At 63.4% G+C, this 24,921-nt stretch carries 19 protein-coding genes; 5 read left to right on the top strand and 14 right to left on the bottom strand.

Annotated elements, in window-relative coordinates; translation table 11 throughout:
* Nucleotides 1-87 precede the first annotated feature (87 nt).
* A complete protein-coding gene (locus B5D13_RS03320) occupies nt 88-3,402 on the bottom strand; it encodes an ABC transporter ATP-binding protein/permease (RefSeq protein WP_078686916.1) in 3,315 nt (1,104 codons plus the stop codon).
* A 312-nt stretch (nt 3,403-3,714) separates the two neighbouring features.
* Here B5D13_RS03320 and B5D13_RS03325 point away from each other — a divergent pair, with 312 nt between their 5' ends.
* A complete protein-coding gene (locus tag B5D13_RS03325) occupies nt 3,715-5,250 on the top strand; it encodes an L-lactate permease (RefSeq protein ID WP_255375262.1) in 1,536 nt (511 codons plus the stop codon).
* Nucleotides 5,251-5,347: 97 nt separating this feature from the next.
* Here B5D13_RS03325 and B5D13_RS03330 read toward each other — a convergent pair whose 3' ends face one another.
* The gene (locus B5D13_RS03330; RefSeq protein WP_078686917.1) at nt 5,348-6,910 is read right to left on the bottom strand and encodes a cellulase family glycosylhydrolase; all 1,563 of its coding nucleotides are present in this window, start codon (nt 6,908-6,910) and stop codon (nt 5,348-5,350) included.
* 123 nt (nt 6,911-7,033) lie between these two features.
* On the opposite strand from B5D13_RS03330, the gene B5D13_RS03335 reads away from it, so the two are divergent.
* The 3 genes from B5D13_RS03335 (at nt 7,034) to B5D13_RS03345 (ending at nt 11,045) form a co-directional block, all read left to right on the top strand.
* Nucleotides 7,034-8,566, top strand: coding sequence for a C69 family dipeptidase (locus B5D13_RS03335; protein ID WP_078686918.1), 1,533 nt, complete (start codon nt 7,034-7,036; stop codon nt 8,564-8,566).
* A gap of 138 nt (nt 8,567-8,704) precedes the next feature.
* Entirely contained in the window at nt 8,705-9,367 is a 663-nt protein-coding gene (locus tag B5D13_RS03340; RefSeq protein WP_180363869.1) for a PAQR family membrane homeostasis protein TrhA, read from the top strand.
* Nucleotides 9,368-9,383: 16 nt separating this feature from the next.
* Nucleotides 9,384-11,045 carry a GGDEF domain-containing protein gene (locus B5D13_RS03345; protein ID WP_078686919.1) on the top strand — a complete coding sequence of 554 codons (1,662 nt, stop codon included), beginning with the start codon at nt 9,384-9,386 and terminating at the stop codon, nt 11,043-11,045.
* Nucleotides 11,046-11,162: 117 nt separating this feature from the next.
* On the opposite strand, the gene B5D13_RS03350 is transcribed toward B5D13_RS03345, so the two are convergent.
* Both B5D13_RS03350 and B5D13_RS03355 read right to left on the bottom strand, forming a co-directional pair.
* Nucleotides 11,163-12,302 carry a coiled-coil domain-containing protein gene (locus B5D13_RS03350; RefSeq protein WP_078686920.1) on the bottom strand — a complete coding sequence of 380 codons (1,140 nt, stop codon included), beginning with the start codon at nt 12,300-12,302 and terminating at the stop codon, nt 11,163-11,165.
* Nucleotides 12,303-12,503: 201 nt separating this feature from the next.
* Nucleotides 12,504-13,781 carry an O-acetylhomoserine aminocarboxypropyltransferase/cysteine synthase family protein gene (locus B5D13_RS03355; protein WP_078686921.1) on the bottom strand — a complete coding sequence of 426 codons (1,278 nt, stop codon included), beginning with the start codon at nt 13,779-13,781 and terminating at the stop codon, nt 12,504-12,506.
* Between the two features lie 286 nt (nt 13,782-14,067).
* Between B5D13_RS03355 and B5D13_RS03360 the strand changes: the two genes are divergently transcribed.
* Complete coding sequence (locus B5D13_RS03360) at nt 14,068-15,933, top strand: hypothetical protein (protein ID WP_078686922.1); 1,866 nt, start codon at nt 14,068-14,070, stop codon at nt 15,931-15,933.
* Nucleotides 15,934-15,941: 8 nt separating this feature from the next.
* On the opposite strand, the gene B5D13_RS03365 is transcribed toward B5D13_RS03360, so the two are convergent.
* The 10 genes from B5D13_RS03365 to B5D13_RS03410 all read right to left on the bottom strand — a co-directional run bounded on the left by B5D13_RS03365 (nt 15,942) and on the right by B5D13_RS03410 (nt 24,874).
* Nucleotides 15,942-16,826 carry a prepilin peptidase gene (locus tag B5D13_RS03365; RefSeq protein ID WP_078686923.1) on the bottom strand — a complete coding sequence of 295 codons (885 nt, stop codon included), beginning with the start codon at nt 16,824-16,826 and terminating at the stop codon, nt 15,942-15,944.
* Nucleotides 16,827-16,832: 6 nt separating this feature from the next.
* A complete protein-coding gene (locus B5D13_RS03370) occupies nt 16,833-17,495 on the bottom strand; it encodes a hypothetical protein (RefSeq protein WP_078686924.1) in 663 nt (220 codons plus the stop codon).
* Nucleotides 17,496-18,113, bottom strand: coding sequence for a hypothetical protein (locus B5D13_RS03375; RefSeq protein ID WP_078686925.1), 618 nt, complete (start codon nt 18,111-18,113; stop codon nt 17,496-17,498).
* Nucleotides 18,103-19,122: a pilus assembly protein PilM gene (gene pilM / locus B5D13_RS03380; RefSeq protein WP_078686926.1), complete on the bottom strand. Its 1,020-nt coding sequence runs from the start codon at nt 19,120-19,122 to the stop codon at nt 18,103-18,105. Before pilM ends, B5D13_RS03375 begins: the two co-directional genes overlap by 11 nt.
* Before the next feature lie 213 nt (nt 19,123-19,335).
* Nucleotides 19,336-19,749 (bottom strand): competence type IV pilus major pilin ComGC, encoded by a 414-nt coding sequence (locus B5D13_RS03385; RefSeq protein WP_200802602.1) that lies wholly within the window; start codon nt 19,747-19,749, stop codon nt 19,336-19,338.
* Between the two features lie 179 nt (nt 19,750-19,928).
* Entirely contained in the window at nt 19,929-21,146 is a 1,218-nt protein-coding gene (locus B5D13_RS03390; RefSeq protein WP_078686927.1) for a type II secretion system F family protein, read from the bottom strand.
* A gap of 30 nt (nt 21,147-21,176) precedes the next feature.
* Nucleotides 21,177-22,226, bottom strand: a complete 1,050-nt coding sequence (locus tag B5D13_RS03395) for a type IV pilus twitching motility protein PilT (RefSeq protein ID WP_078686928.1) — start codon at nt 22,224-22,226, stop codon at nt 21,177-21,179.
* A gap of 63 nt (nt 22,227-22,289) precedes the next feature.
* Nucleotides 22,290-23,996 carry a GspE/PulE family protein gene (locus B5D13_RS03400; RefSeq protein WP_078686929.1) on the bottom strand — a complete coding sequence of 569 codons (1,707 nt, stop codon included), beginning with the start codon at nt 23,994-23,996 and terminating at the stop codon, nt 22,290-22,292.
* Between the two features lie 60 nt (nt 23,997-24,056).
* Nucleotides 24,057-24,632 (bottom strand): prepilin-type N-terminal cleavage/methylation domain-containing protein, encoded by a 576-nt coding sequence (locus B5D13_RS03405; RefSeq protein ID WP_078686930.1) that lies wholly within the window; start codon nt 24,630-24,632, stop codon nt 24,057-24,059.
* Nucleotides 24,629-24,874, bottom strand: coding sequence for a hypothetical protein (locus B5D13_RS03410; protein WP_143327741.1), 246 nt, complete (start codon nt 24,872-24,874; stop codon nt 24,629-24,631). Before B5D13_RS03410 ends, B5D13_RS03405 begins: the two co-directional genes overlap by 4 nt.
* Nucleotides 24,875-24,921: the final 47 nt, after the last annotated feature.

The raw sequence follows: 24,921 nt of genomic DNA on the forward strand, positions 1-24,921 counted from the left end.
CGACTGCCGCAAAAAGCCTCCCCGCATATCATGCAGGGAGGCAGGGCATGCCTACGGACAGACGAAAACTCCAGAAAGCCAGATTGGCTACTCGCTTCTGAGCGCCTCGACGGGGTCGCGGCGAGACGCGTTGGCGGCGGGCATGATGCCCGCGACGAAGGTCAGAAAGACGGATATCGCAATCAGCGCCAATGCGCTGCCAAGGGGCAAGGACATGATTCCCTCGATCCCCTGGGTCTCGTAGACGATCGCGTTCACGCCGGCGGAGACGAGATACACGAAGGCGACGGCAAACACGCCCGAGATGAACCCCTCGATGACGGTCTCGGCATTGAACACGTTGGCCACGTTGAGCCGCGAGGCACCCATGGCGCGCAGGATGCCAATCTCCTTCTTGCGCTCGAGCACCGAGATGTAGGTGATGATGCCAATCATGATCGAGCTGACGACGAGCGAGATGGACACGAAGGCTATGAGGACAAGCGAGATCATGTTGACGATGTCGGTGACCGAGCTCATGAGCACCCCAGCGATGTCCGAGTACTGGATGGTCTCGTCTTCGCGCCCCTCGTCCTTCCGCATACCGTTGTAGCCGTCGATGATGGAGAGGACCGACTCCTTGGCGGCAAAGTCCTTGGGGTAGATACTGATGGACTTCGGCTCGCTCTCGTCCGCATAGCCCAACTTGTCGAGGTTGCCCGTATACGAGAGGTCACCCGCGTTCATGTAGTTCGTAAGCAGGGACGTAAGGTCGTTCTGGTCCATGTTGAGGTGAATGGCGCTGGCGAATGCGTTGGGATCGACCCTGAAGCCATTCTTCAGGGCGCCAGAGAGCTGGGCCATTTGTCCCTGGAGCTGGCCGGAGATGGCCGCAGAGAGCTGCGAGCCGAGCTGCGCGGTCGCGACGGACATCTGCGTCTGCATCTGCTGGGCGAGCTGGAGCGCCATGATCTGGGCCGCAGACTGCATGAGCGCCTGCATCTGCTTGGAAAGGTACGGAGCGAACTGCTCGCTCATGTACTTCTGGAGCGCAACGTTCATGATGTCGTTCATGCTCGTCCCCAGCTCCTCCGAGAGCTGGCCGGTGATCGCCGTCGCCTCGGGGGTGGCCAGGTACTTGCTCATAGAGTCGTCGGCCTTTGCCGCCTCGGGGTTCTGGATGGCCCAAGCGGCATAGCCGGCCGCCAGGCGCGTGGACGCGTCGTTTATCGCCTTGCGTTGTTCATCCGTGAGGCCGCTCGCCGCATCGGTTATGCCAGCGGACTCAAGGTCAAACTTGGGCGCCCCCGCCATGATCTGGCGAAGGGAGTCCTCACTGAATACGCCCTGCATGGCCGATGGGTCGACCTTCATGACACTCGGGTCGAAGGCTGACGAGTCGAGACCGATTCCCGAAAGGTCGAGACCGGAGCCCGAGGACGCCACGCTCGAGAGCGCGGAAGTGTCGAACGAGAAGGCCTTTCTGAGCGCGTCTGTGTCAACCGTGAACAGGTTGCTCATGTCAAACGAGGCTCCCTGCTCGCTCTGCAGCTCCTCGAAGGTCTTGCCGGTAAATACGTCCACGTCGGGGTTGGCCAGCTGATCCTTCACCACCTGGGACTCCTGCGCGCGGCGCATGAGCTCCCGGGTGAGCTTGGGGCTGTAGCCGATTCCCTCCATCAGGCGAACCGAAGAGTCCTTGGGCCGGACGATGCCCACGACCTTGAGTCGGATGCCCTTCTCGATGGCGGACTTCATGTACCCGGTGTCACCCGTCATGTCGCTCCAGGTACCCTGTCCCTCGTTTTTCTGGTAGAGGTCACAGGCGGGGACCACGGTGAAGGTCATGCCGAGGGCTTTCTCCTTCGTGAAGTCGCAGGCGGTCTCGGGCGCGCTCACCTCCTCCCCCTTTAGGGCGTTCTGGGTCATCTCGTTCATGATCTCGGGGTCGTAGTAGCCGATGCTGTAGAGCGTGTAGTCGCTTACCTGGCCGCGACTGTCGAGGATGAGAACGACCTCGTCGTAGTTCGTGGGCCAGCTTCCCTCCACAAGGTCTGCCTGGGAGCGCAGCATGTCCGCGTCGTCAACGAGTTCGGTGAACGATGAGCTGGTCGCGGTCCCTCCCATGAGCGCCGATCCCATGACGCCGCTCGTGAGAGTCGACTCCATCTTCGAGGGACTCAGGCGGACCACCCCGCCGGAGGTGTCCGTGCGATAGACCTGGGGCCTGATGCCGTAGGAGTACTGGATGGTGTTCACGTAGGGCTCGATGCCCGAGTCGCCGCTGTCCAGGTACTTCTTGAACGAGCCGAGGTCGTTGTTCTTGACGTTCGCGAACATGTCGGTCATGACCGTGTACTCGGGAATGGAGTCGGGGTCCTGGTCCGAACCTGCGCCCTGGGCCTCGCCCGAGCTGCCGCCGATGCCTCCCATAACGCCAGACGAGAGGAGCGACGAGACGTCAAAGCTGCTTTTGGTCACGGTAAGCGGGTAGGACGTGAGCGCGTCCTCCTCGGTCCTGGCGATGTAGTCGTTGACACCGTTGGATAGTGCCAGGATGGCCGCGATGCCGATGATGCCGATGGAGCCGGCGAACGCCGTGAGCGCAGTGCGCCCCTTCTTGGTCATGAGGTTGTTGAACGAGAGCGCGAGCGCGGTCGCGAACGACATCGAGGCGCGGTCGCGCGAGCGCTTCTTGGGACGAGCGTCAAGCACCTTGGTCGCGACGCCGTCGGCAATCTCCGACACGAACGGGTCGGTGTCGTCGGTGAGCCTGCCGTCATGCAGGCGAACGACGCGCGTCGCATAGCTCTCGGCGAGCTCGGGGTTGTGCGTGACCATAATGACCAGGCGATCGCGGGCGACCTCCTTGAGAAGGTCCATGATCTGGATGCCGGTCTCGGTGTCGAGCGCTCCCGTGGGCTCGTCGGCAAGCACGATGTCGGGGTCGTTCACCAGGGCTCGCGCGATGGCGACGCGCTGCATCTGACCGCCGGATAGCTGGCTCGGGCGCTTCCCGACGTGATCGCCCAGGCCGACGCGCTCGAGCGCCGTCCGGGCACGCGCCCGCCTTTCGGCCAGCCCGACGCCCGCAAGCGTGAGGGCCAGCTCTACGTTGGAGAGAATCGACTGGTGGGGAATGAGGTTGTAGCTCTGGAAGACGAAGCCTATGCGATGGTTGCGATAAGAGTCCCAGTCCTTGGCAGAGTAGTCCTTGGTCGAGACGCCGTTGATGACGATGTCACCGGAGTCGGCGTGGTCTAGTCCGCCAAGAATGTTGAGCATGGTGGTCTTGCCCGATCCGGACGGCCCCAGGACCGCCACGAACTCGTTGTCCCTGAACGTGACTGAGACGCCGTCAAGGGCCATCTGCTCGTAGGAGTCCGTCACGTAAGCCTTGCGAATGTCCTTAAGCTGCAGCATGCGTTGCCTTTCAAGCGTTTGCGACACTTGTAGCGTACCCAGAAATGCGGGCACAAAGGCCACGTATCAGCTTGCGTTCACTTTGAGTTCACGACGGAGGTGCCGAGTGACATGAGCAGGAGGCTCGAACAGTCTTTCAGGTTTGTGTTCGCCTTCTTCACTTGTCGCCGATAGCCGTGCCTTTTCCAAACGACTGTGGACAATTTCCCACCCTCGCCGTGGCGGCGAAGCTGCAGGCCACGGGGGCATAAAATCGTAAACAGCAATTGTTCGCAGCTACCGTGAGGGATGATCATGGCTGAAATGCTCTTGATGTTCGTACTAGCCCTAATGCCAATCATTTGGCTCGTGTCCGCACTCTGCGGCCTCAAGATGGAGGCCTACAAGGCGAGCTTCGGCGCCTTCGTCGTCGCGGCCGTCCTGTCCATGCTCGTGTGGCACATGGCCGTCGTCAACATGGCAACCGCAGCGCTCGAGGGCGTGGCAATGGCCATCTGGCCCATCGTTATCGTTATCATCGCCGCCGTCTTCACTTACAACCTCACCGTTCACACGGGCGCCATGGAGAAGATCAAGGGCATGCTGACCTCGGTGTCTTCCGACAAGCGCGTGCTCGCCCTTCTCATCGGCTGGTGCTTCGGAGGCTTCCTCGAGGGCATGGCCGGCTTCGGCACCGCGGTCGCGATTCCCGCGTCCATGCTGATGGCTCTGGGTTTCAACCCCATGCTCGCCATCCTGTCCTGCCTGCTGGCCAACGGCGTTCCCACCATGTTCGGCTCCATCGGCATCCCCACGACGACGCTCGCCGGCATCACCGGCCTTGACCCGGTCCGCCTCGCCGTCATGCAGGCCCTGCAGGTCGCCCCGTTCGTCATCGTCACCCCGATCCTCATGGTCGTGATGGTCGGCGGCGGCTTCAAGGCGCTCAGGGGCGTGCTTCCCATCACCCTGGCCTCCGGCATCTCGGTGGTCGTCGCCGAGGTCGCCTCGGCCCAGTTCATCGGCGCCGACCTCCCCATGGTCGTCGCTGCAGTCGTCTCGCTCCTGGTGACCTTCGCCATGGCCCTCGGCATGAGGGGCGAGGTCCCCGCCGAGTACGCGCTCGAGGTCAAGTCCGACGAGAAGGACGACGAGCCGCTGGGCGCGGCCGAGGCCCTCAACGCCTGGTGCCCCTTTATCCTGATTTTCGTCGTGCTCGTCCTCACCTCCAAGCTCGTGCCCTTCATTCACGAGCCGCTCTCCGCAATCAAGAGCACCGTCAACATCTACAGCGGTGATCCGAACGCGACCCTGACCTTCTCGTGGATCAACACGCCGGGCGTTCTCATCCTCATCTGCGGCATGGCGGGCGGACTCGTCCAGGGCTGCTCGTTCCCCGAGATGCTCAAGGTCCTGGGCGCCACGGTCAAGCAAATGTCGAAGACCATCCTCACGATGCTCTCCATCCTCGCCTGTGCGAAGATTATGGGCTACTCCGGCATGATCGCGAGCGTCGCGGCCTTCTTCGTCGGCACGCTCGGTGCCTTCTACCCGCTCATCTCCCCCATCTTGGGCGGCCTGGGCACCTTCGTCACCGGTTCCGGCACCTCCTCGGAGGTCCTCTTCGGCGCGGTCCAGCAGCAGGCGGCGGGCTCCATCAACGCCGACTCCTACTGGCTGTGCGCGGCCAACTCGCTGGGCGTCTCGGCCGGCAAGATGATCTCGCCCCAGAACATCGCCATCGGAACCGCGGCCTGCGGCCTGGTCGGCAAGGACGGCGAGATCATGGGCAAGATCTCGAAGTACGCCTTCGGGTTCGCCGCGGCAATGGCCGTCATGGTCTACGTTGGCGTCCTCCTGGGCCTCTAGCCCTCGCGGAACATCTTGCCCGCACATCACAAAGAGGCGGCGCGTTCCCAGGGACGCGCCGCCTCTTTGTTTGTATACGGGAGTGCCGGGCGAGCCGTCAGCTCAGGACGACGCCAAGCTCCGAAGACGCCGTCACCTGGAACCCAATGTCGACCACGCTCGCCCCCTGTGGTACGCGGCCGTTGTAGGCAACGCTCGAAACTGAAAGCGCGCTTCCGTTCGCCTCGAAGGACGCGTTCCATCCGTCGGTCAGCTCGACGTCCTCCGAGAAGGGAATCGAGATACGCCAGCCCTCTACGGGCTCGCCGGGATTGGTAACGGAAAGCGAGTACTGGTAACAGGTCCTCTCGCCCGCCTGCCAGCTGCCCTTGACCTTGAGCTCGCAGCTAAGGCCTCCCGACTCGAAGGTTGCGACCTTCCCATCCGCGGCTCGCGCGACGACCGCCTGGCCCGCTGGCCCGCCGCCCGCCCGCTCGTCGCCCGCCGGCGTTGAGGACTCCCCCTGAACGGAACCCTGGACATAATAGGAGAGGCGCTCCTTGAGCCAGGCGCCCGCAGGCGCAAGGTCTTCCGCCGCGAACCCCGAGGTCTTGGCGCAGCCGGGAACTATGCAGGACGCGGCCTCGTCCTTGTTGCTGAGACTCCACATGCAGCGGCTTACTCCCAGCTCGTCGAGCTCGTCCAACCAGGCGTCGGCCGAGGCGGTGTCCAGACGGCCGCTGCCGCTCGCCTCGCAGACGCCATACTCGCTCACGAACACGGGAACCTGCTCGGCCACAGCATCGCTCAGGCGCTGGCGAAGCTGCTGGCCGTGCGTAGCCGCATAGAAGTGCAGGGTGTACATGACGTTGTCGTCGTCTATGGGGTCGTGCACGACCTCGTCAATGCGCTGGCACCACTCGGGCGTCCCCACCAGAACGAGAGCGTCGGGGTCGTTCTTCCTGATCACGCGAATGACCTGCTGGGCATACGCCTTGACGTCCGCCCAGGTCGTCGATCCGTTCGGCTCGTTGCAGATCTCGTAGATGACGTTGTCGTGGTCTGAGAGCTGCCCGGAGAGGTCGCCGAAGAGCTCCTTCGCCTCTTCGACGTGCTCGAGCGGGTTCGAGTCAGAGAGCGTGTGCCAGTCGACGATGACGTAGAGGTCCGCCGCGGTCGCGCGGTCGACGCCGTCGAGCACCAGCTGACGCAGGCTCGAACGGTCACCACCCGTGCAGTACCCGCCGTCTCCGGCACTGTACAGGGCGAGCCTGACGACGTTTGCGTTCCAGTCGTCAGACAGCTCCGAGAAGAGCTCGGCTTTCACGTACTGCGGATACCATGCGAGGCCATGGGTGCTCACGCCCTGGAGCACCACGTCATGGCCGTTCTGGCCCACGAGCCTGGTGCCTTCCACGCGCAGCGCGCCCGCCTGGGAGGGGTGGTCCGTGTAGTAGCCGCTTCCCGCCGTGATGTCCGGGCCGGACGACTCGCTCGGCTGCTCCTGCAGCTCCTGGCAACCGGAGCCTCCGTCCGCCCGCGAACCCGCGCCCACGGCGCAGGCAGAAAGGGTGGCGGCCATGGCGACCGTCAGCGTTGCGATGGCCAGGGCCAGGCACGGGCGCAGGCACTTCTCGCCCAGGAAAAGCCGATTTGTGGATGTTGGCGCAAACTTGCGCATGATTCCTCCCCAAAGCCGACCGCAGGGGTCCCGCGGCACGGATAAATGTCGTGCCAACGGCTAGTATACAAAGGGAAACAGTTGCAAACGGCCATGTAGTTGGCCGAATCGATTGGAGGCAGCATGCCCTGCACCACCCTGCTCGTCGGCAAGAAAGCGAGCTATGACGGGTCCACGATCATCGCGCGCAACGAGGACTCCCCCAGCACCGTCTTCACCCCCAAGAAGTTCGTCGTGATCCAGCCCGACGAGCAGCCGCGCCGCTACCGCTCGGTCCTTTCGCACGTCGAGATCGACCTTCCCGACAACCCCATGCGCTATAGCTCTGTCCCCGACGCCACCCCCAAGGACGGCATCTGGGCCGAGGCCGGCGTGAACCAGAAGAACGTCGCCATGAGCGCCACCGAGACCTTGACCTCGAACGAGCGCGTCCTGGGCGCGGACCCGCTGGTGTGCCTGAAGAAGGCCAGGGGCACCGAGGGCCAGCCGGGCTACGAGCCCGAGGTGGCTGGCGGAATCGGCGAGGAGGACATGACCACCATCGTCCTACCCTACATCTCGTCCGCGCGCGAGGGTGTCGAGCTTCTGGGCTCCTACCTCGAGAGGTACGGCACCTACGAGATGAACGGCATCGCCTTTAGCGACGTCGACGAGATCTGGTGGCTCGAGACCGTGGGCGGCCACCACTGGATCGCCGCGCGCGTGCCCGACGACGCCTACGTGGTCATGCCGAACCAGCTGGGCATCGACTCCTTTGACCTCGACGACGCCATGGGCCAGAAGCGCAACTACATGTGCTCCGCCGATCTTCGCGAGTGGATGGAGGAGAATCACCTCGACCTCACGATCGCAGGCGAGGACGCCCAGGAGGGCATCCACTTCTTCAACCCGCGCGAGGCCTTCGGGAGCCACAGCGACGCCGACCACGTCTACAACACCCCGCGCGCCTGGGCAATCCACCGCTTCCTCAACCCCCACAGCGGCTTCGCCGTCGGCTCCGACGGATGGGGCCCGGAGGACGACGACCTGCCCTGGAGCCTCGCGCCACAGCGCAAGGTAACCATCGAGGACGTCAAGTACGCGCTCTCGCTGCACTACCAGGGAACCCCGTTTGACCCCTACGGCGCTGCGGGCACCGAGGCGACGCGCAACGCCTACCGTCCCATCGGCATCAACCGCAACGGTCAGCTCGCCGTCATCCAGCTGCGCCCCTACGCCCCCGAGGCCTGCCGCGCAATCCAGTGGATGGCCTTCGGCTCCAACGCCTTCAACGCGCTGGCACCGTTCTACGCCAACGTCAACAGGACGCCCGAGTACCTCGCCAACACCTGCCCGCACGTCACGACCGAGAGCTTCTACTGGACGAACCGCCTGATCGCGGCGATGGCCGACGCGCACTTCAACAGCTGCTCGATCCACATCGAGCGCTACCAGGAGGCCGTGGGCTCCTACGGTCACCAGATTCTGAGGGAGACCGACGCGAAGTTCTGCGAGCAGTCCGATGATCCGGACTACGACCAGGCCGCGTCCGCGCTCGAGGAGGCAAACGAGCGCGTCGCCGCCATGCTGCGCGAGAAGACCGACGAGTGCCTCTCGAGCGTCCTTCTTACCGCCAGCTTCGGCATGAAGAACGGCTTCGCGCGAAGCGACGGATAGCGACGCCCAAGGCGCCACGGCACCACCGGGCAGCCACCTCCCGCCACTTTGGCCCGAGCAGTGGCTGCCCCTCGCAAAATGACAGCATTTGATGGAAAATAGCACGGTGTCCAAAGCATCAGACAGGGAGAGGTTCGCATGGCACAGAACGCCGCAACCCTAGGGTCCGAGCGCAGGTACTCCATTGGAGAAGAGATCGCCAACGCGGTCTCGCACGGCGTAGGTGCGCTGCTGTCGGTTGCCGCCCTCGTCGTAATGATCGTCTTCGCCTGCATCCACGGCGGAGGGACCCACCTTGCCGCCGCGCTCCTGATGGGCATCTCGCTCGTGCTGGAGTTCCTGTTCTCGACGCTCTACCACGCACTCACCCACCCCGGCGCAAAGCGCGTCTTCCGCATCTTCGACCACAGTGCCATCTACCTGCTCATCGCAGGCAGCTACGCCCCCTTCGCGCTCATCACGCTCGCCGGTCGCGGTGGCATGGGGCTCGCCGTGCTCGTGTGGTCCGTCGCGGCTGCGGGCATCGTCCTCGAGTGCCTCCTGCGCGAGCGACAGCCGCACTGGGTCAGCGTCGCCATCTATCTGGCGCTGGGGTGGCTCGTCCTCTTCCACATAGGCGACATCGTCGAGCTGCTTGACCCCGCGGCCTTCGGCCTTCTTCTGGCGGGTGGCCTCTGCTACACCATCGGATGCGCGTTCTACCTCGCCAAGAAGGTTCCCTACCTGCACTTCGTGTGGCACCTCTTCGTCCTCGCGGGCGCCACGTGCATCACTCTTTCCGCCCTCATCTTCATCATCTAGCTAGGACAGCCACCGCATGGACTTCAACGTCATCGACCAGAGCATTCGCCGGCTTATAGTGCGCGCGCAGTACCAGCGCTATGAGGCGGGGGCAGACTACCTCAAGACCGCGCGGGAACTCGTGCGTCAGGGGACCGCACGTCAGGATGACGCCATACTCTCGTTTGGCTACTACTTTCTGGCCGAGGCGCTCTACAACCTGCATCCCTGCACCGGCGAGTACGCGGAGGTGCTCCTGAAGGCCATAGCCAGCCAGAAGCGCGCTGACGAGAACATCATGCTCGGTCGCTCCTACAACTTCCTCGCAGCCGACGCCGCAAACCACAACGACAAGGCGCTCTCGTTCGACTACCTTCTTGAGGCTCAGCACTGCTGCATCGACGCCGACAGCTTCGAGGGTGCCATGCTCTCGGGCGTCATCAGCTACAACACGGGCTATCTCTACGGCGAGCTTGGCGAATATCGTCACGCACTGGAGCACATGGTCATGGCCGAGAGCTTCTACCGCGGATACGAGGAGAAGGGCGTACCCACCAACACGCTCTCGACCATAGTGATGGAAGGCGTCTACCACCTGAATCTGGGCGAGAAGGACGCCGCGCGACGGGATCTGGAGAGGGCGAGTAGCTTCGAGCGCTCCCTTGGTCGGAATGCCGCACTGGCGGACCGCACTATGATGAGCCTGCTCAAGATCAAGCTCTGCCTGAGCGATGGCACGAGGACCGAGGCGAAGGCGGAGGCACGCGAGGTCACGCAGGACATCAAGAGAAACGGGCTCTCCCCCGACCTGGTCGAGGACGTCTGCGTCATCGCATCAGACCTGATTGACGCCCGTCTTTCCGAAAGCGCCGAGGGGCTCCTCGTGGCAGCCGAGCCCCTGGTCAAGAAGATCGACATACCCTTCCTTACCCTCGTGCTCATCAAGCAGCAGATTCGCCACGCCCGGCTCGTGGGCGACGTCCAGACCCTCTGCCCGCTCATGAACGACTACTTCGACCTCAACGAGCGCCTCGACGAGGACCACAAGCGCTCGACGGCATACGCGATCGAGCTCCGCAAGTCCATGGAGGAGATGCGCGACAAGGAGGAGCACTTCCTCAGGGAGAACGCGAGACTCGCCCGCGAGGCGGAATACGACGCGCTCACGAAGCTTCCCAACAGATACCTTCTGACCAACGTCTCGAACGACGAGTTCGAGCTCGCCTACCACGCAAAGACGAAGCTCGGCCTCGAGATCTTCGACATCGACGACTTCAAGCGCTTCAACGACACGCACGGCCACCAAATGGGCGACGTCGTCCTCACGCGCGTCGCCGACGTCCTGAGAAACGTCGTGGCAGACAACGAGAACGTCTTCGCGGCGCGCTACGGCGGCGACGAGTTCGTCATGCTCTACCGGGACAAGACCGATGAGGAGGTCATCAAGATCGCGGAGCGCATCCGGGACGACGTCGCGTCGATCACCTGCAGGGGAATCGAGCCCGGCGACATCAAGATCACGCAGGGCATCAGGAACTCCCTGCCCATCAGCAGCAACAAGGTCTGGGACTACCTCTCGGTGGCCGACTACGCGCTCTACGAGGCCAAGCGGAAGGACAAGGGCGGCATCGCACTGACCGACCGCCCCGCACCGGCCGACAAGGACTTCCTCCTGAGCGGAGTCAGGCTCCTCTCCTAGGAAGGCCTCGTCCCTCTCGCCCAATCAAACGGCCATCGCAAGCGAGAACGAGCCCCGCGGTCCCAAGACCACGAGGCTCGTGACGTATGTCGGCTTGGCTTGCTTGCGTCGGGCTTCCTACGCGAGCGCGATTCCCATGAGCCAGCCCCAGCGCGGGGTGACGGTGGTGCTGTAGTAGCTGATCCAGCTGTCCAGGCTGATGGTGCGGATGTAGCCGACGTTGTCCATCATCATGCCGCCGCCAATGTAGATGCCGATGTGGCCGTAGATACGCCCGGCCGTCGTGTGCGCGTGCGTCGAGACGGCCACGATCATGCCTGGCTTGATGGCCGACTTGTCGGAGCTGTGGCAGTACGAGTTGTACATGTCGTTGGCATTGCCCGAGGCATAGCCAAAGCCCGCGTTCGAGAACACCTGCGAGACCCACATGGCGCAGAGGCCGGGACCGGGAGACGGCGTAGAGGCGCAGGCGTTCAGCACCGCCGCCTGCGAGCCGGTGGTCGACCCCGGGTCGACGATCCTGCCGGTGACGTCGACCGCCTTAGAACCCGACGACGCGGCTGCCGCCCGCTGGGCGGCTCGCTCCTGGGCCATGGTGGCAAGCTCGGAGTCGCGCTGCGCCATGAGGTCCTTAACCTCCTGGCTCAGACCATCGATGGTGCTCTGGGCCTCGGCCTGCTTGGCCTGCATCTGGTCCAGCTGCTCCTGCTGCTGGGCACTCAGGGCCTCGAGGTCGGCTTTCTCCTGCTCGAGCTGCCGCTTCTGGTCCTCGAGCTGCTGCTTGAGCAACTTGACGGACTCGATCATCTCGCGGTCGTTCTCGCTGATCTTGTCCATGTAGTAGATGTTCGACGCGAGCTCCTCGAGCGATGTGGAGGACAGCAGAACCGAGAGGAAGTCGTTTCCGCCGGCCTTGTACGCCGCGCTGATGCGCTTGGAGAGGATCTCCTGCTTCTTCTCGAGCTCCTCCTGCTTCTTGTCGATGCCGGCCTGGACCTCGTCGATCTGCTTCTGCTTGTCCTCGATCTGGCCGAGGGTCTTCGACTGCTCCTCCGAGAGCCTCTCGTAGTCGGCGGCGATGGCGTCAAGCGTGGCCTGAGCCGAGTCAAGCTGCGCCTGTGCGTCGGAAAGGCTGCTGTTGGCGGCGTCGATGTCATCCTGGGTGACGCCCCAGGCAAGACTCGGTACGCTGAGCGCGGCACCGGTACCCAACAAAAGCCTGAGCGCGTCTCTCCTGCTAAAGTTCCTGGAATCCAAAATCAGTCCCCTTGTTCGATTGAGCTGCGTTCAGAAGGTCGATCTCGGTTACGGGATATGATACTCCCCCGCGCCCAAAACGCACCATGTCCATCGCACAAGTTCCACGACGGGTCGGACGCTTTCGGACGCTTTCGGACGCGGGGGAGAAGGACGCGCGCGGCGCCTTGCGGCGCATGGCGCGACGCAAGGCGGCTCGCTCTAGATGCTTGCCAGCGCCTGCTCGAGGTCGGCGATGATGTCGTCGGTCCCCTCGAGACCGCAGGAAAGGCGCACCATGGCGGGGCTGATGCCAGCGGCGACGAGCTCCTCGTCGCTCATCTGGCGATGCGTGGCACTCGCAGGGTGCAGGCAGCAGGTGCGCGAGTCCGCCACGTGCGTCTCGATGTTGCAGATCTTGAGCGCGCCCATGAAGCGCTCGGCCGCCGCGCGGCCGCCGGCCACGTCGAACGAGACGACGCCGCAGGTCCCGTTCGGCATGTACTTCTGGGCGAGGTCATAGTAGCGGTCGCCCTTGAGGCCGGGATAGCGGACGGACGCGACCTTGGGGTGCGTCGCCAGGAACTCCGCCGCAGCCTGGCCGTTCTTGCAGTGCTGGGGCACGCGCACGTGGAGGCTCTCGAGGCCAAGGTTAAGGTAGTAGGCGTTCTGCGGGCTCTGGATGGACCCGAAGTCGCGCATCAGCTGAGAGGTGGCCTTGGTGATGAAGGCACCCTGCTGGCCAAACTTCTGTGCATAGACGATCCCGTGGTACGACTCGTCAGGAGTCGTCAGGCCGGGGAACTTGTCGGCGTGGGCCATCCAGTCGAAGTTGCCCGAGTCGACGATGGCGCCGCCGACCGCGCTGCCATGGCCGTCCATGTACTTGGTGGTCGAGTGCGTGACGATGTCCGCACCCCACTCGATCGGCCTGCAGTTGACCGGCGTCGGGAAGGTGTTGTCCACGATCAGGGGCACCCCGTGGGCGTGCGCCGCCTCCGCGAACATCTGGATGTCGAGCACGGCCAACGCCGGGTTGGCAATGGACTCACCGAACACGGCCTTGGTGTTGGGCCTGAAGGCGGCCTCGAGCTCCTCGCGAGAGCACGTGGGCGACACGAAGGTGGACTCGACTCCCATCTTGGCCATGGTGTGGGCCAGGAGGTTGTACGAGCCGCCGTAGATCGCGGAACTGGCGACCACGTGCCCGCCATTCTCGCAGATGTTGAACAGCGAGAAGAACGTGGCAGCCTGGCCCGATGAGGTCAGCATGGCGGCAGAGCCACCCTCGAGCTGGCAGATCTTCTTCGCGACCGCGTCGTTGGTCGGGTTCTGAAGGCGCGTGTAGAAGTAGCCCTCGGCCTCGAGGTCGAAGAGCTTGCCCATGTCCTCGGAGCTGTCGTACTTGAATGTCGTCGACTGGACGATGGGAACCTGGCGCGGCTCCCCGTTGCCCGCGACGTAGCCACCCTGCACACAGCGAGTCTCAATAGAGCTCATTCTTGCTCCAATCCCAGGCACAACGCCTGCGTATCAGCTCGTTTGATTCCTAACATGCTCTCATAGCGTCAGACCATACTACCCGATGTTTAACTTCATTGACGCAAAGGGCAATCCGTCCAGACTGGCCACGCCCTTCTCAATCGCTCTTTTTCAGGTTCCCAAAAGTTGATTTACAGTTTCCCTCAAACGTCATGCTTCCCTCGTAGCATCGGACCCGGTAGGAGTCTTGAGTGGCGTCGAAGTTGGTACTTTGACATCAAGGAAGCGACGAGAGGAGACTCCAATGACCACTTCAGGACGGCCAACGCAGGACAAAACGAACATGGACGTCAGGGCGACCCAGCGCATGCTCAGCGAGGGATGCCTCAGGAGCCGAGGCCATGCGGGACGACAGCAGGCCCTGACGCGCATGGGAGTCCTCGTCACGACCGGAGCGCTCGTGCTGTCGCCCTTCCCCGCGCCAGCGATTGCATTGGAGTCCGACGGAAGCTCGGCGGGCTCTGCGACGGCCGCGGAGGGGCAGCGCGCCCAGCCGGACGAGGGCGCGCCTCCCGCAAAGCCCGAAGGCGACTCACCCGACGGAGCGGGCGCAAGCAGCACCCCCGGCGTTTCTCCCTCTGACGCGCCGGACGCGCAGGCCCCCGGCGGCACGGGACAGACAGACGCGCAGTCGTTTGACTACCAGGGAAGCTATGCGGGCACGCTCACGGCCGACGGCGAGAGCGTGAGTTCCGAGGACCAGATCGCGACGTCCACGGCGTCGGACCTTGTGGCCGCGCTCGTCCAGAACGGCGGCACCCTCACTGTCTCGGGCTCGACGCTGGGCAAGACGGGCGACGACGGCGACGGCGACAGGTGCAACTTCTACGGCGTCAACTCAATCCTGCTCTCCGTGGGCGAAGGCTCGCTCGCGAAGGTCTCCGACAGCACGCTGACCTCGGACTCCACAGGCTCGAACGCGCTGTTCGCCACGGACTCGGGAACCATCTGGGCGAACGGCGTGACGATACGCACCAGTGCGGACAACTCACGCGGGCTCGATGCAACCTACGGCGGGACCATCGTGGCAAACGGCCTCTCGATCGAGACCGCGGGCGCGCACTGCGCAGCCTGCGCGACGGACCGCGGAGGCGGACGCGTCAGCGTCACGAACTCCACCCTCCGAACGGCCGGCGTCGGCTCTCCCCTGGTGTACTCGACCGGCGACATCGAGCTGAACGGGTGCGCGGGCACCGCCACGGGAAGCCAGCTCGTTGCAATGGAGGGACTAAACACTGTCTTGATCGGCAACTCGACGCTCGAGGGCACGCTCGAGGGCAAGAGCGCGTCCGACCCCATCGCCGACGGCATCATCATCTATCAGTCCACCTCAGGCGACGCCGAGGCTTCGACCGGAAAGACGGCGACCTTCCAGGCCAAGGACTCGACGCTGAGAAGTGCGATCGCATCCGGGTCGATGTTCTACCTCACCAACACGTCGGCAGACATCGTGCTCTCTAACACCACGCTCGACTTCGACTCAAGCGCCGCGAGCCTCCTGATTGCCGCGGGAAACGACTCGAACGGCTGGGGCACCGCAGGCAAGAACGGCGCGACCGCCAGGCTCACGGGCATAGGCCAGACGCTCGAGGGCAACATCGAGTCAGACACCATCAGCCAGGTGGACGTCTTCCTGACAGAGGGAACGACCTGGACGGGAGCGGCAGAGATCAGCGAGAACGCCACAGCGTCCACCAGCGACAGCCCCCTGAGCGTAAGCGTCGACTCCAGCTCGAGCTGGGTCGTGGCGGCCGACTCGACTGTATCGAACTTGACGGTCGAGAGCGGAGGAAGGGTGGTCGACACCAACGGCAAGACGGTCACGATCATGGCCGGCGGCAAGACGGTCGTGCAGGGAGACTCCGGCATCACCGTCACCGTTTCGGGTAGCTACTCCACGGACTACGACGCCTCGGCGGCCGGGTCCCTTGCAAGCGAGGCCATCGATCGCAGCGCGTTCGACGAGGAGTACGGAACGCAGACGGCATTCTCAATGGATGGAAGCGCCGCGTCAGGCCAACGAGAGGCGACAGAGTCCCAAGGCGGATCGGGCAACTGGTGGGACGGCTTCCTGAGCTTCTGGAGGGGCGTCTTCGGGATGGGCGGCTAGGACCGCGTCTACAGCGCAAACAATCCCAGGTACATGCCAACGAGCTGCTCGCCGAAGAGCATGCAGAACCAGCAGGCAAGGGCGATGGAGGGCCCCCAGGGGAAGGCGTGGGGGTCCACCCGCTCGGGGGCTTCCTCATCCACGGCTTCCGAATCCACGGTCTCCGCGTCGTCGGCCTCGTCGCCCGCGCCCATCCGCGCGAGCCCGAAGACGATGCCCAACACGCAGGAGACGAACACCACAAGCAGCAGCTGGCTGCCACCAAAGTAGAGGGCGGCAACCGCAAGGAGCTTGACGTCTCCTCCGCCGATACTGTCGCGGCCAAGCACGCGGTCCATAACGAGCGCGAGCGCGATAAGCGCAACCAGAACCCCGACGGCAGCGCCCACGTAGTAACCAACGGCCGAGACGATGTCAAAGCCCGCGGGAAGGGAGCCAGTCGCAAGGAGGGCCAGCCCGTAGAGGGCGCGCGCGGCGACGGCCACGGCAACGCAGGAGTTGGGGATGATGCACTCGTCAAGGTCCGTGAGCGAGAGGACAAGAAGCGTACTCGCGAAGACCAGCATCTCGACGGTCTCGAGCGTGAGGTCGTAGCGCACGACGACGGACAGGTACAGGGCCGCACACAAGAGCTCGGTCAGGGGGTAGCGAGCGGGAATGCGCTCGTGACAGTAGCGGCACCTCCCCCTCGTGAAAAGCCAGCTGAGCACCGGCACGAGGTCGCGCGCGGCAAGCACGTGCCCACACGAGATGCAGTGGCTCCTTCCGCGCAGCACGCTCTCGCCGTGCGTGAGCCGCCACGCGAGGCAGTTCAGAAAGCTGCCCATCACCAGGCCGAAAAGGCCGGTGACGAGCAGCGAGTACCCGGTTATGAGAGGAGTCGAGAAGAGCATGACGGCCTAGCCAAGGGAATTCGAGAGGTCGTTTCCGCCGCTTGCAGACCCCGTCGCCTGGGCCACGTCGGCGGGAACGGAGTCGTTGCCCTTCTCATAGAACGTCAGATGGACGTCAACCGAGAAGGGCTGCTGCTTTGTGCCCGAGCCCGAGCCGGCGTTGCGGGCGTTACCCGATCGCTGCGCCTCGTTGTCCGTGATGGTGTACTCGTCCACAGAGCAGGGAAAGCCGCTGTTCACGAGCGCGTCGAGGACGGAGCGCGCCTGCTCGTAGGAGCCGCACTCAAACGAGAGCTGGACGCCTCGCTGCACGAGTCCCGATTCGTTGACAGCGACGTCCTCGAAGGTCATGTCGTAGTCAGCGGTTCCCGAAAGGACCGCGTTCAGGCTCGCCATGAGCGCCTGGACGTTGTCGTACTCGGGGACAACGGCAGGAACGGTGCCCTCAGCCTTGTACTTTGCGATTGCGTCCTCCATCTCGTCGATCTTCTTGATCTTGAGCGTGTCGGTGACTATCTGGTCGTTCGCGGCATCGATCTGCGACGTCAGGTCGGCAAGCTGCTCCTGCGTCGCGGTGAACACGAACTGGTACCAGACGACGAGGATGAGAAAGATGGCCAGAAAGACCATCAGAACCTTCTCGCGGCGAGAGAATGTGTACGTAAGCATCTACTTCTCCCCCGTTTCGCTCGAGCTGCCAGATACCTTGAGTCTGACGGTCACGGTCGCGACGACGCCCGTCGACTCGTCGCTCGACTGGGCCGTCGAGACCGAGACGCTGTCGACGCCCTCCTGCTGGCCAAGCTCCTTGGCGATGGAGCCGACGCTTTCCAGCGAGACGTTGGAGAGCGTGATGGTCAGCTTGGTGTCCTCGAGGGACACCTGGTTGACGGTGCAGTTGGGCCTGACCTTTGACTCGACCATGTCGAGCACGCCCATTGCGTCCACTCCGGATGAGCTGCTAATGGGGGCATATGCCTCGTACTCGCTCAGGATGTCGTCGTATTCCTGGACGCGTTGCTGGACAGGCTCGAGATCAGCGCGAACCTTCGCAAGCTCCGACTGCTTCTTGGCGACGTTCGCCAGGGGGCCGAACACGGCGAAGTTCAGGAAGAGTATGGCCGCGACCGCAATTCCCACGGCAGTCACTATGACGCGACGCCGAACGGCACCGGAGCCCTCCACCTGATAGAGGTTCATCGTCCTCTTGGTGGGGTACTCCACCTTGTTGCGGCCCCTCTTCGTCAGGAGGTCAAGGCTTATCTTTTTGCCAAGATCAAGCGCCACGAGAAGCCTCCTCTCCAGCCACGAGCGCCGCGTAGGCCAGCGAGCACACGATGTTGTCGGTTCTGGTGCGTACCTCGTCAGGCATGAACGCGTTGACGTACCAGACGGGATAGTCGAAGTCCATGCCCATGGCGCTCACGAGCTGCGGGATGGCCGCTCCGCCTCCGGAGAGGTAGATGCCTTTGATGTCCTTGTCGGGGTTGCTGAAGTTGTAGAAGTTGACGACCTTGCTGACCTCGAACACAAGACGGTCGAACACGGAGCGGCAGCGGTCCGTGTCCAGAACGCCCTCGAAGTTCGAGTCGCGATAGGTTCCCGCCACGTGGAGGTCGACGTCCCTCATCTCGGCAATGGCAGAGTCGACGTCGACGCATCCCGAGTCGACCACGCGCGATCCCATGAACCGGTCGTCCTCGAACAGCGAGATGTTCATCTGGTTGTAGCCAATGTCCACCACGACGATGTCGCGGCCGGCGTCCTCGGGATGCTCGACGTTGTGGGCGTGCATCAGGTGCATGTACGCCATCGAGGAGGGCGTCACGACGCGAAGCCTAAACCCCGCGTGCTTGAGGATGTCGGCGTAGGTGTCCATGACACTGCGCCTGACCGCAGAGGCGTAGAGCTCCATGCGCGCCAGCCTGCCATCTTCGTCGCAGACCATGTCATCAACGGCATAGTCGTAGGCGTAGGCGTCCGGGTCCTCGGTGATAAAGTCGCGGAACTCGTACGGGAGGTTGATCTTGAGCTCGGACGTGGTCATCGGTGGCAGCGAGACATGCCTGAAGTACGAGCGCTGCTCGGTCAGGACGATGGCGCAGTCCCTGTCACGGATGCCCTCCTCGACGCGAAGCTTCTTGAGGAATTCCGCCATGACCTGAGGAGAGACGATTCCCTCCTCGTTCATCACGTTCTCGGGCAGGCGTCTGGACAGGAAGCGAAGGCCGCGGTCGCGGAAGGCGACCTTGACGTTGTCCGTCCCTATATCGAATCCAACGAATGAGCGAGCCATGATGTCCCCTGGTTCGTATGAGCTGTGTTAGTGCGGCGTAGCGTCGCATAGCTGATGAAATTGTACGTCATCGAGCTTCATTATCAGCACTTGTTCTCCGCCACAGGAGCAGTTGAGGGTCAAATTTATCGGAGAAGGGCATAAAAAAGCCCCGCGAATCGCTTCGCGGGGCCAGAACCAATGCCGAGAGTCTTGGTTCTACGCGGCTAGTTCCTAGCCAATCGTGATCGTAATCGAAGACCCGTTGTAGGTGTAGGTGACGCTCTTGTCGGCGCCCCAGGTCAGGTCCTGACCGGCGACGTCCTGAGCATCGGAAGCAGTGCCCTGGGTCTTGAAGTCGCCCTCGCTCTGGGTCTGGGTAACGGTACCGTCTTTCTTCAGGTAGTAGGTGTCACCCGAAGCAGCATCCTTGTTGCCCGCAACGTCAGCCGTGGCTGCAGCATAGCCGCCACGGATGTTCGCCGCATCGGCAGCGACCTTGGCGTTGTTGAGCTGAGCCGAGAACACGGGGATCGCGATTGCCACGAGGACAGCGATGATAGCGACGACGATGAGCATCTCCATCAGGGTAAAGCCCTTGTAGCCACGCTTCTTGAGGTCGTTCTTTGCCATGATAATCTTCTCCATGCAGTGCCTCCCATTCCATCATTGGCGTTCCTTCCGTTGAAGAATACGACACGGAGGAGGCCATGTTCAACCATACGTACGTAGTATTATAAAGCACCAAATGTAGTTTTGTCACTAATCTAGTATCTTTTTTGGAATACGTTAAGTTTTGTCCGCCGAACGCGATGCCAGGGCGCCCGCTACGAGCTGTAGCTCCCGTAGATGCTGAACATGGGAAGGTAGACCGCAAGCAGGATCATGACCACGATCAGGGCGAGAAACACGATCGTGGCGGGCTCGAGCAGCGCGACCGCCCGCGCGGTCTGGGTAGCCACTTCGTTGTCGTAGTAGTCCGAGATGACGTCCAGGGTCCTCTCAAGCGTTCCCGTCTCCTCGCCAACGCCCGTCATCTCGACGGCCAAGTCCGGAAAGGCCTCCGTCTTGGCAAGCGATGCCGCAACGGGCTTGCCTGATTCGACGGCAGGCTCAATGCTTGCGAGAGCATGGGCCATGTAGCGGTTGGAAATCGTTCGCGCGGTGGCCTCGACGGCCTGCACGACCGGAAGTCCGGCCGCCATCATGACTGACATCGTGCCCGCGTACTGTGCCGCCGAGCTCATGACGTTGATCTTTCCCAGGACGGGAAGCCGCGTGCCAAGCCTCGACCACCACAACATGAAGTCTTCGCTGTAGCGCTTGAGCATCTTGATGGCTACGACGATTCCCACGATGACGCCCAATATGACCGCAAAGTAGCGCGTCATGAAATCTGACACGGCAATCATGACGAGGGTGGGAAGCGGCAACTCGACGCCCATCGACTCAAAGGTCTTCTTAAAGGTGGGGACGGCCATCACCATGATGACGACCACGACGATGACCGCAACGCCCATCACGAAGGAGGGGTAGATCATCGCGCTCTTGACCTTTGAGCGGGACTTCGAGCGCTTGTCGTAGTACGTGGAGAGGCGCGAAAAGACCACGTCGAGGTTGCCCGAGTTCTCACCGGCGCGCACCGTCTCGATAAAGGTGACGGGAAGTCCACCGGCATGCTTCTCGAAGGCATCAGCCAGGCCATGGCCGGCCGCCACCTCGTCCGCGACGTCGAGCAGAATTGCCTTAAGGGCCCCGTCCTCGGTCTGCTCCGCAACCAGCGCGATCGTACGCACAATGGGCAGGCCCGCACGCAAGACGATGGCAAACTGGTTGCACATGATGGCCAGCGACTTCTCCTTCGCGCGGCGCGGTCCCAGGCGCAGGTTGATGTCGTGGGAGGGCTGTATCTCCTCGATGTCCGAGACGATCAGTCCCTGATCCTTGAGCTGGCTGATTGCCTCGTCCTGGGTGTTGGCCTCCGCCACGCCCTCCTGGACGCCCTCCGACGCGAGACGCCGTGCCGTGTACTTAAAGGTCTTCACGTTCGTATGCCCTTCCTCGGTGAATCAATGCTATCTGCCCTGGCGCAAAAACGCATCGGAATCGCGTGCGGCGCTCGCAGCCGTACGGGCGTCTATCAGGCGGCTGCGCAGGAGCCTCGATATCGAGGCGTCCATGGTCACGTTGCCCAGGGCGGCGGTCGTGGCGATGGAATTCTCTATCTGCGGGGTCTTGCCCTCGCGGATGAGGTTGCGGATGGCAGCGTTCACCACCATAACCTCGCAGGCGAGGACGCGGCCGTTGCCTCCCAGGCGCGGCAGGAGTTGCTGCGAGACGACTGCCTTGAGCGTCATGGACAGCTGCGTGCGGATTTGCCTCTGGCGGTCCTCGGGGAACGACCCAATGAGGCGGTCGACGGAGTCGGCGGCGGACTGGGTGTGCAGGGTCGCGAAGACCAGATGGCCGGTCTCCGCGGCAACCAGGGCGGTCTCGATGGTATCGAGGTCGCGCATCTCACCGACCAGGATAACGTCAGGATCCTCGCGCAGGATGGCGCGAAGGCCCGCCGAGAAGCTTTGCGTGTCTCTCCCCACCTCGCGCTGGGTCACGAGGCCTCGCGCCGACTCGTACACGTATTCGATGGGGTCTTCGAGCGTGATGATGTGGTCTGGCCGCGTGAGGTTGATCTCGTTGATGATTGACGCGAGCGTGGTCGACTTTCCCGACCCCGTCTCGCCTGTCACGAGGACGATGCCCTTCTGATACGCTGGGAAGTCCGCGACAACGGGCGGTAGTCCCAGCTCGGACATAGCGGGGATGCGCTCCGAAAGCAGTCGGAGGGCCATTGCATAGCCACCGTCCACACGATACGCGTTCAGCCTCACACGGACGCCAGCGATGTCGGAGGCGCAGTCGTACTCGCCCGTACGTGCCAGGTCGTCGAAGCGCCCTCCCAGCGCCGTGCGCGCCAGCCCCTCGCACTCCTCCGCGCTCAGGGGCGCATCGCCGCGGGACTCGAGGCTCCCGTGGATACGGAAGCGCAGGAAGGCGCCGGGCGAGAGGTGCACGTCCGAGGCTGAGGCCTCACGCGCGGCCAGTACGATCTCTTCGAGTTCGTTCACGTCACTCCCCTTCCCGTCAAAGCCAACCGATGAAAGCTCCTGCCAGTAGTGTCCCCGTCCGAGCTAGTCGGACACGTAGACCGCCCTCAGCACCTCGTTGACGGTCGTCTTGCCCGAAAGGACGAGTTCGCGCGCGTTCACGTTGATGGGCTCGAAGTCCGTCCGCCTGACGGCCTCGAGTATCAGGTTGCGGTCCCCCTCGTGGATGGCCGCGCGCACGTCGCCAGTCACGCGCAGCACCTCGGCCACGACCGTGCGCCCACGATAGCCCGTGCCGTAGCACTCCGGGCAACCACGCCCGCGATAGAACTTGATGTCCTCACCCACAACCGCAGGGTCAATGCCAATTGAGCGCATCTCGTCCGCGTCGGGCACGTAAGCCTCCTTGCAGTGGGGGCAGATGCAGCGGACCAGGCGCTGGCTGACGATTCCGCGAAGTGCCGTTGCCTGCATGTACGGCTCGACGCCGATGTCGCTCAGGCGGTCGAGGGTCGAGATGGCGTCGTTCGCGTGAATGGTCGAGAGGACCAAGTGCCCCGTGACTGCCGCACGCATGGCGATGTCGGCGGTCTCGGAGTCGCGAATCTCTCCCACCGAGATGATGTCGGGGTCCTGTCTCAGTGCAGAGCGCAGACCGTCGGCGAAAGTGGTCCCGGCCTTGTCGTTGACCTGGACCTGGGTGACTCCTTCGATGCTGTACTCGACCGGGTCCTCCAGGGTGATGATATTGACTCCCTCGGTGTTGAGGCGACCGATAATGGTGAAGAGGGTCGAGGACTTGCCCGAGCCCGTGGGGCCAACAAGGAGGATGACCCCCTGCCTATACGAGACGAGCCTGTTGTACTCCTCCAGGTTGTGTCCGTAGAACCCCAGCTCCTCGGCAGTGTCGAGCTTGTTGTCACGGTCGAGAATACGGATGACGATCTTCTCGCCATGTACCGTGGGAAGGGTCGACACGCGAAGGTCGGCCTCCTTGCCGTGCAGGCTGACGATGGCCCTTCCGTCCTGGGGCACGCGCCTCTCGGTCACGTCCATTCCGCACATGACCTTGATTCGGCTCGTGAGAGACTGCTGGAGCTCCTTCGGGATCTGGAACTCCTCGTGGAGGACTCCGTCGATGCGCATGCGGACGCGCACGCCCCCGTCCTGCGGCTCGACGTGGATGTCGGAGGCCCTGTCGGTGATGCCACGCTCGATGATGTTGTCCACAAGGCGAATGGACGGCGCCGACGACCCACGGCCGTTGTCGAGATCGTTGGTGTGGAGGCCGAGGCTGTAGGCCCCGTTCACGTCGGACTGCTCGGCCTCCTGCTGCATCTCTCGGATGGCGCGCTTGGCGCCGACGGTTCCGTACAGAACCGAAATGGCGTGATCGATGCCGCTCTGCGTGGCAATCATGGGGACGATGCGCTTGCGCGAGGCGGCGCGTGCCTCCTCGGTCGCGATGAAGTTGAGGGGGTCGGACATGGCAAGGTAAAGCTCGTCGCCGCGCGTGCGAACCGGAACGATCGAGTTCTTCTTGGCAAGGTTCCTTGGGACGAGCTTGGTCATCTCGGGATCGATCTCGATTTCGGAGAGGTCGATGTAGTCGATTCCCAGCTGCACCTGAAGAGCCTCGATGAGCTGGCGACGCGTGATGACGCCGGTCGAGATGAGCGTCTCTCCCAGGCGCTGGTGCGTCTCTTTCTGCGCAGCGAGCGCCTTCGACAGCTGCTCCTCGTCGATGACGCCCGCGTCAATCAGAAGGTCTCCGAGACGTGTGTACTTCATTTCAAACTCCTAAGCGTTGACGTCGTGGTCGGCTGGCGGCGCGGGCCTTCGCGCGCGCCGCTACGACGTGGGAATGGGAAGCTCGCGCGTGTAGCTCTCTCCCAGAGGCGTGTAGTAGAAGCGATAGGTCCTGCTGAGCGACGGGTCGCTCGCGTCGGTGATCCGGTAGGCCCCCTTGACGCAAACGGACGTGCAAGAGTAGTCGTCCTCGGGATCCGTGGGATCGTCGACCAGCTCGATCTTGCAGTTACCGTAGGCGCTCCCGTTGAGCAGGGGGAAGTCGCCCTGGTCGCCCTGCAGGTACAGCTGGCCGTCAATAGAGACGAGCCGCACGCCCCCAGCCGCCGAGATGGTCTGACGGTGGAAGACGACCGTGTCGACCTCCTGACCGTCCTCGGCAAGCGTCGAGGTCATGAACCTGAACGGGTCGGCCAGCGAGCTGTCCACCGTCCCGGAAAGCATCTGGGCCTGAGAGGCAAACTGCTCGCGTCGGTACACGTCCAGCGCGCCGGACGTGCCAACTGCGACCACGCTCGTCAGCAGCGTGAGCACGAGGAGTGCGGCCAGAAGCTCGACCAGCGTGAAGCCGGAGCCCGACCTTGGGAGACGCCGTGACGCAATGTGACGCGCGATCATGGCTCCTCCCCCGTGAGTCGATACGACACGATGTCATCCCCGCCGGAGATCAGCATCGTGTGGCTGCGGCCGTCGACCTGCACCGTCGCTCGGTCGCTCCCCCGGCTTCCCACGTAGCGGTCCGACTCGGCCGCCTGGCGCTGCTCCCACAGGTCACCCTCGCGGTCCTCCGCCTGCCTGCTGAGCCTTGCGGCGGTCGCCGATGCCGCAAGGAGCATGACGGACGCGAGAGTGCAGATCAAGATGGCAACCAGAGTCTCCGCAAGGGTTTCTCCCCGCTCGCCCCTTC

The organism is Olsenella sp. KH1P3 (assembly GCF_900167315.1).
Lineage (GTDB): Bacteria > Actinomycetota > Coriobacteriia > Coriobacteriales > Atopobiaceae > Olsenella_J > Olsenella_J umbonata_A.

What these genes read in the sequence shown, in the direction of transcription:
- B5D13_RS03320 (WP_078686916.1), bottom strand. Translation starts at nt 3,402, where the DNA reads ATGCTGCAGCTTAAGGACATTCGCAAGGCTTACGTGACGGACTCCTAC.
- B5D13_RS03325 (WP_255375262.1), top strand. Translation starts at nt 3,715, where the DNA reads ATGTTCGTACTAGCCCTAATGCCAATCATTTGGCTCGTGTCCGCACTC.
- B5D13_RS03330 (WP_078686917.1), bottom strand. Translation starts at nt 6,910, where the DNA reads ATGCGCAAGTTTGCGCCAACATCCACAAATCGGCTTTTCCTGGGCGAG.
- B5D13_RS03335 (WP_078686918.1), top strand. Translation starts at nt 7,034, where the DNA reads ATGCCCTGCACCACCCTGCTCGTCGGCAAGAAAGCGAGCTATGACGGG.
- B5D13_RS03340 (WP_180363869.1), top strand. Translation starts at nt 8,705, where the DNA reads ATGGCACAGAACGCCGCAACCCTAGGGTCCGAGCGCAGGTACTCCATT.
- B5D13_RS03345 (WP_078686919.1), top strand. Translation starts at nt 9,384, where the DNA reads ATGGACTTCAACGTCATCGACCAGAGCATTCGCCGGCTTATAGTGCGC.
- B5D13_RS03355 (WP_078686921.1), bottom strand. Translation starts at nt 13,781, where the DNA reads ATGAGCTCTATTGAGACTCGCTGTGTGCAGGGTGGCTACGTCGCGGGC.
- B5D13_RS03360 (WP_078686922.1), top strand. Translation starts at nt 14,068, where the DNA reads ATGACCACTTCAGGACGGCCAACGCAGGACAAAACGAACATGGACGTC.
- B5D13_RS03365 (WP_078686923.1), bottom strand. Translation starts at nt 16,826, where the DNA reads ATGCTCTTCTCGACTCCTCTCATAACCGGGTACTCGCTGCTCGTCACC.
- B5D13_RS03370 (WP_078686924.1), bottom strand. Translation starts at nt 17,495, where the DNA reads ATGCTTACGTACACATTCTCTCGCCGCGAGAAGGTTCTGATGGTCTTT.
- pilM (WP_078686926.1), bottom strand. Translation starts at nt 19,122, where the DNA reads ATGGCTCGCTCATTCGTTGGATTCGATATAGGGACGGACAACGTCAAG.
- B5D13_RS03385 (WP_200802602.1), bottom strand. Translation starts at nt 19,749, where the DNA reads ATGGAGAAGATTATCATGGCAAAGAACGACCTCAAGAAGCGTGGCTAC.
- B5D13_RS03400 (WP_078686929.1), bottom strand. Translation starts at nt 23,996, where the DNA reads ATGAAGTACACACGTCTCGGAGACCTTCTGATTGACGCGGGCGTCATC.
- B5D13_RS03405 (WP_078686930.1), bottom strand. Translation starts at nt 24,632, where the DNA reads ATGATCGCGCGTCACATTGCGTCACGGCGTCTCCCAAGGTCGGGCTCC.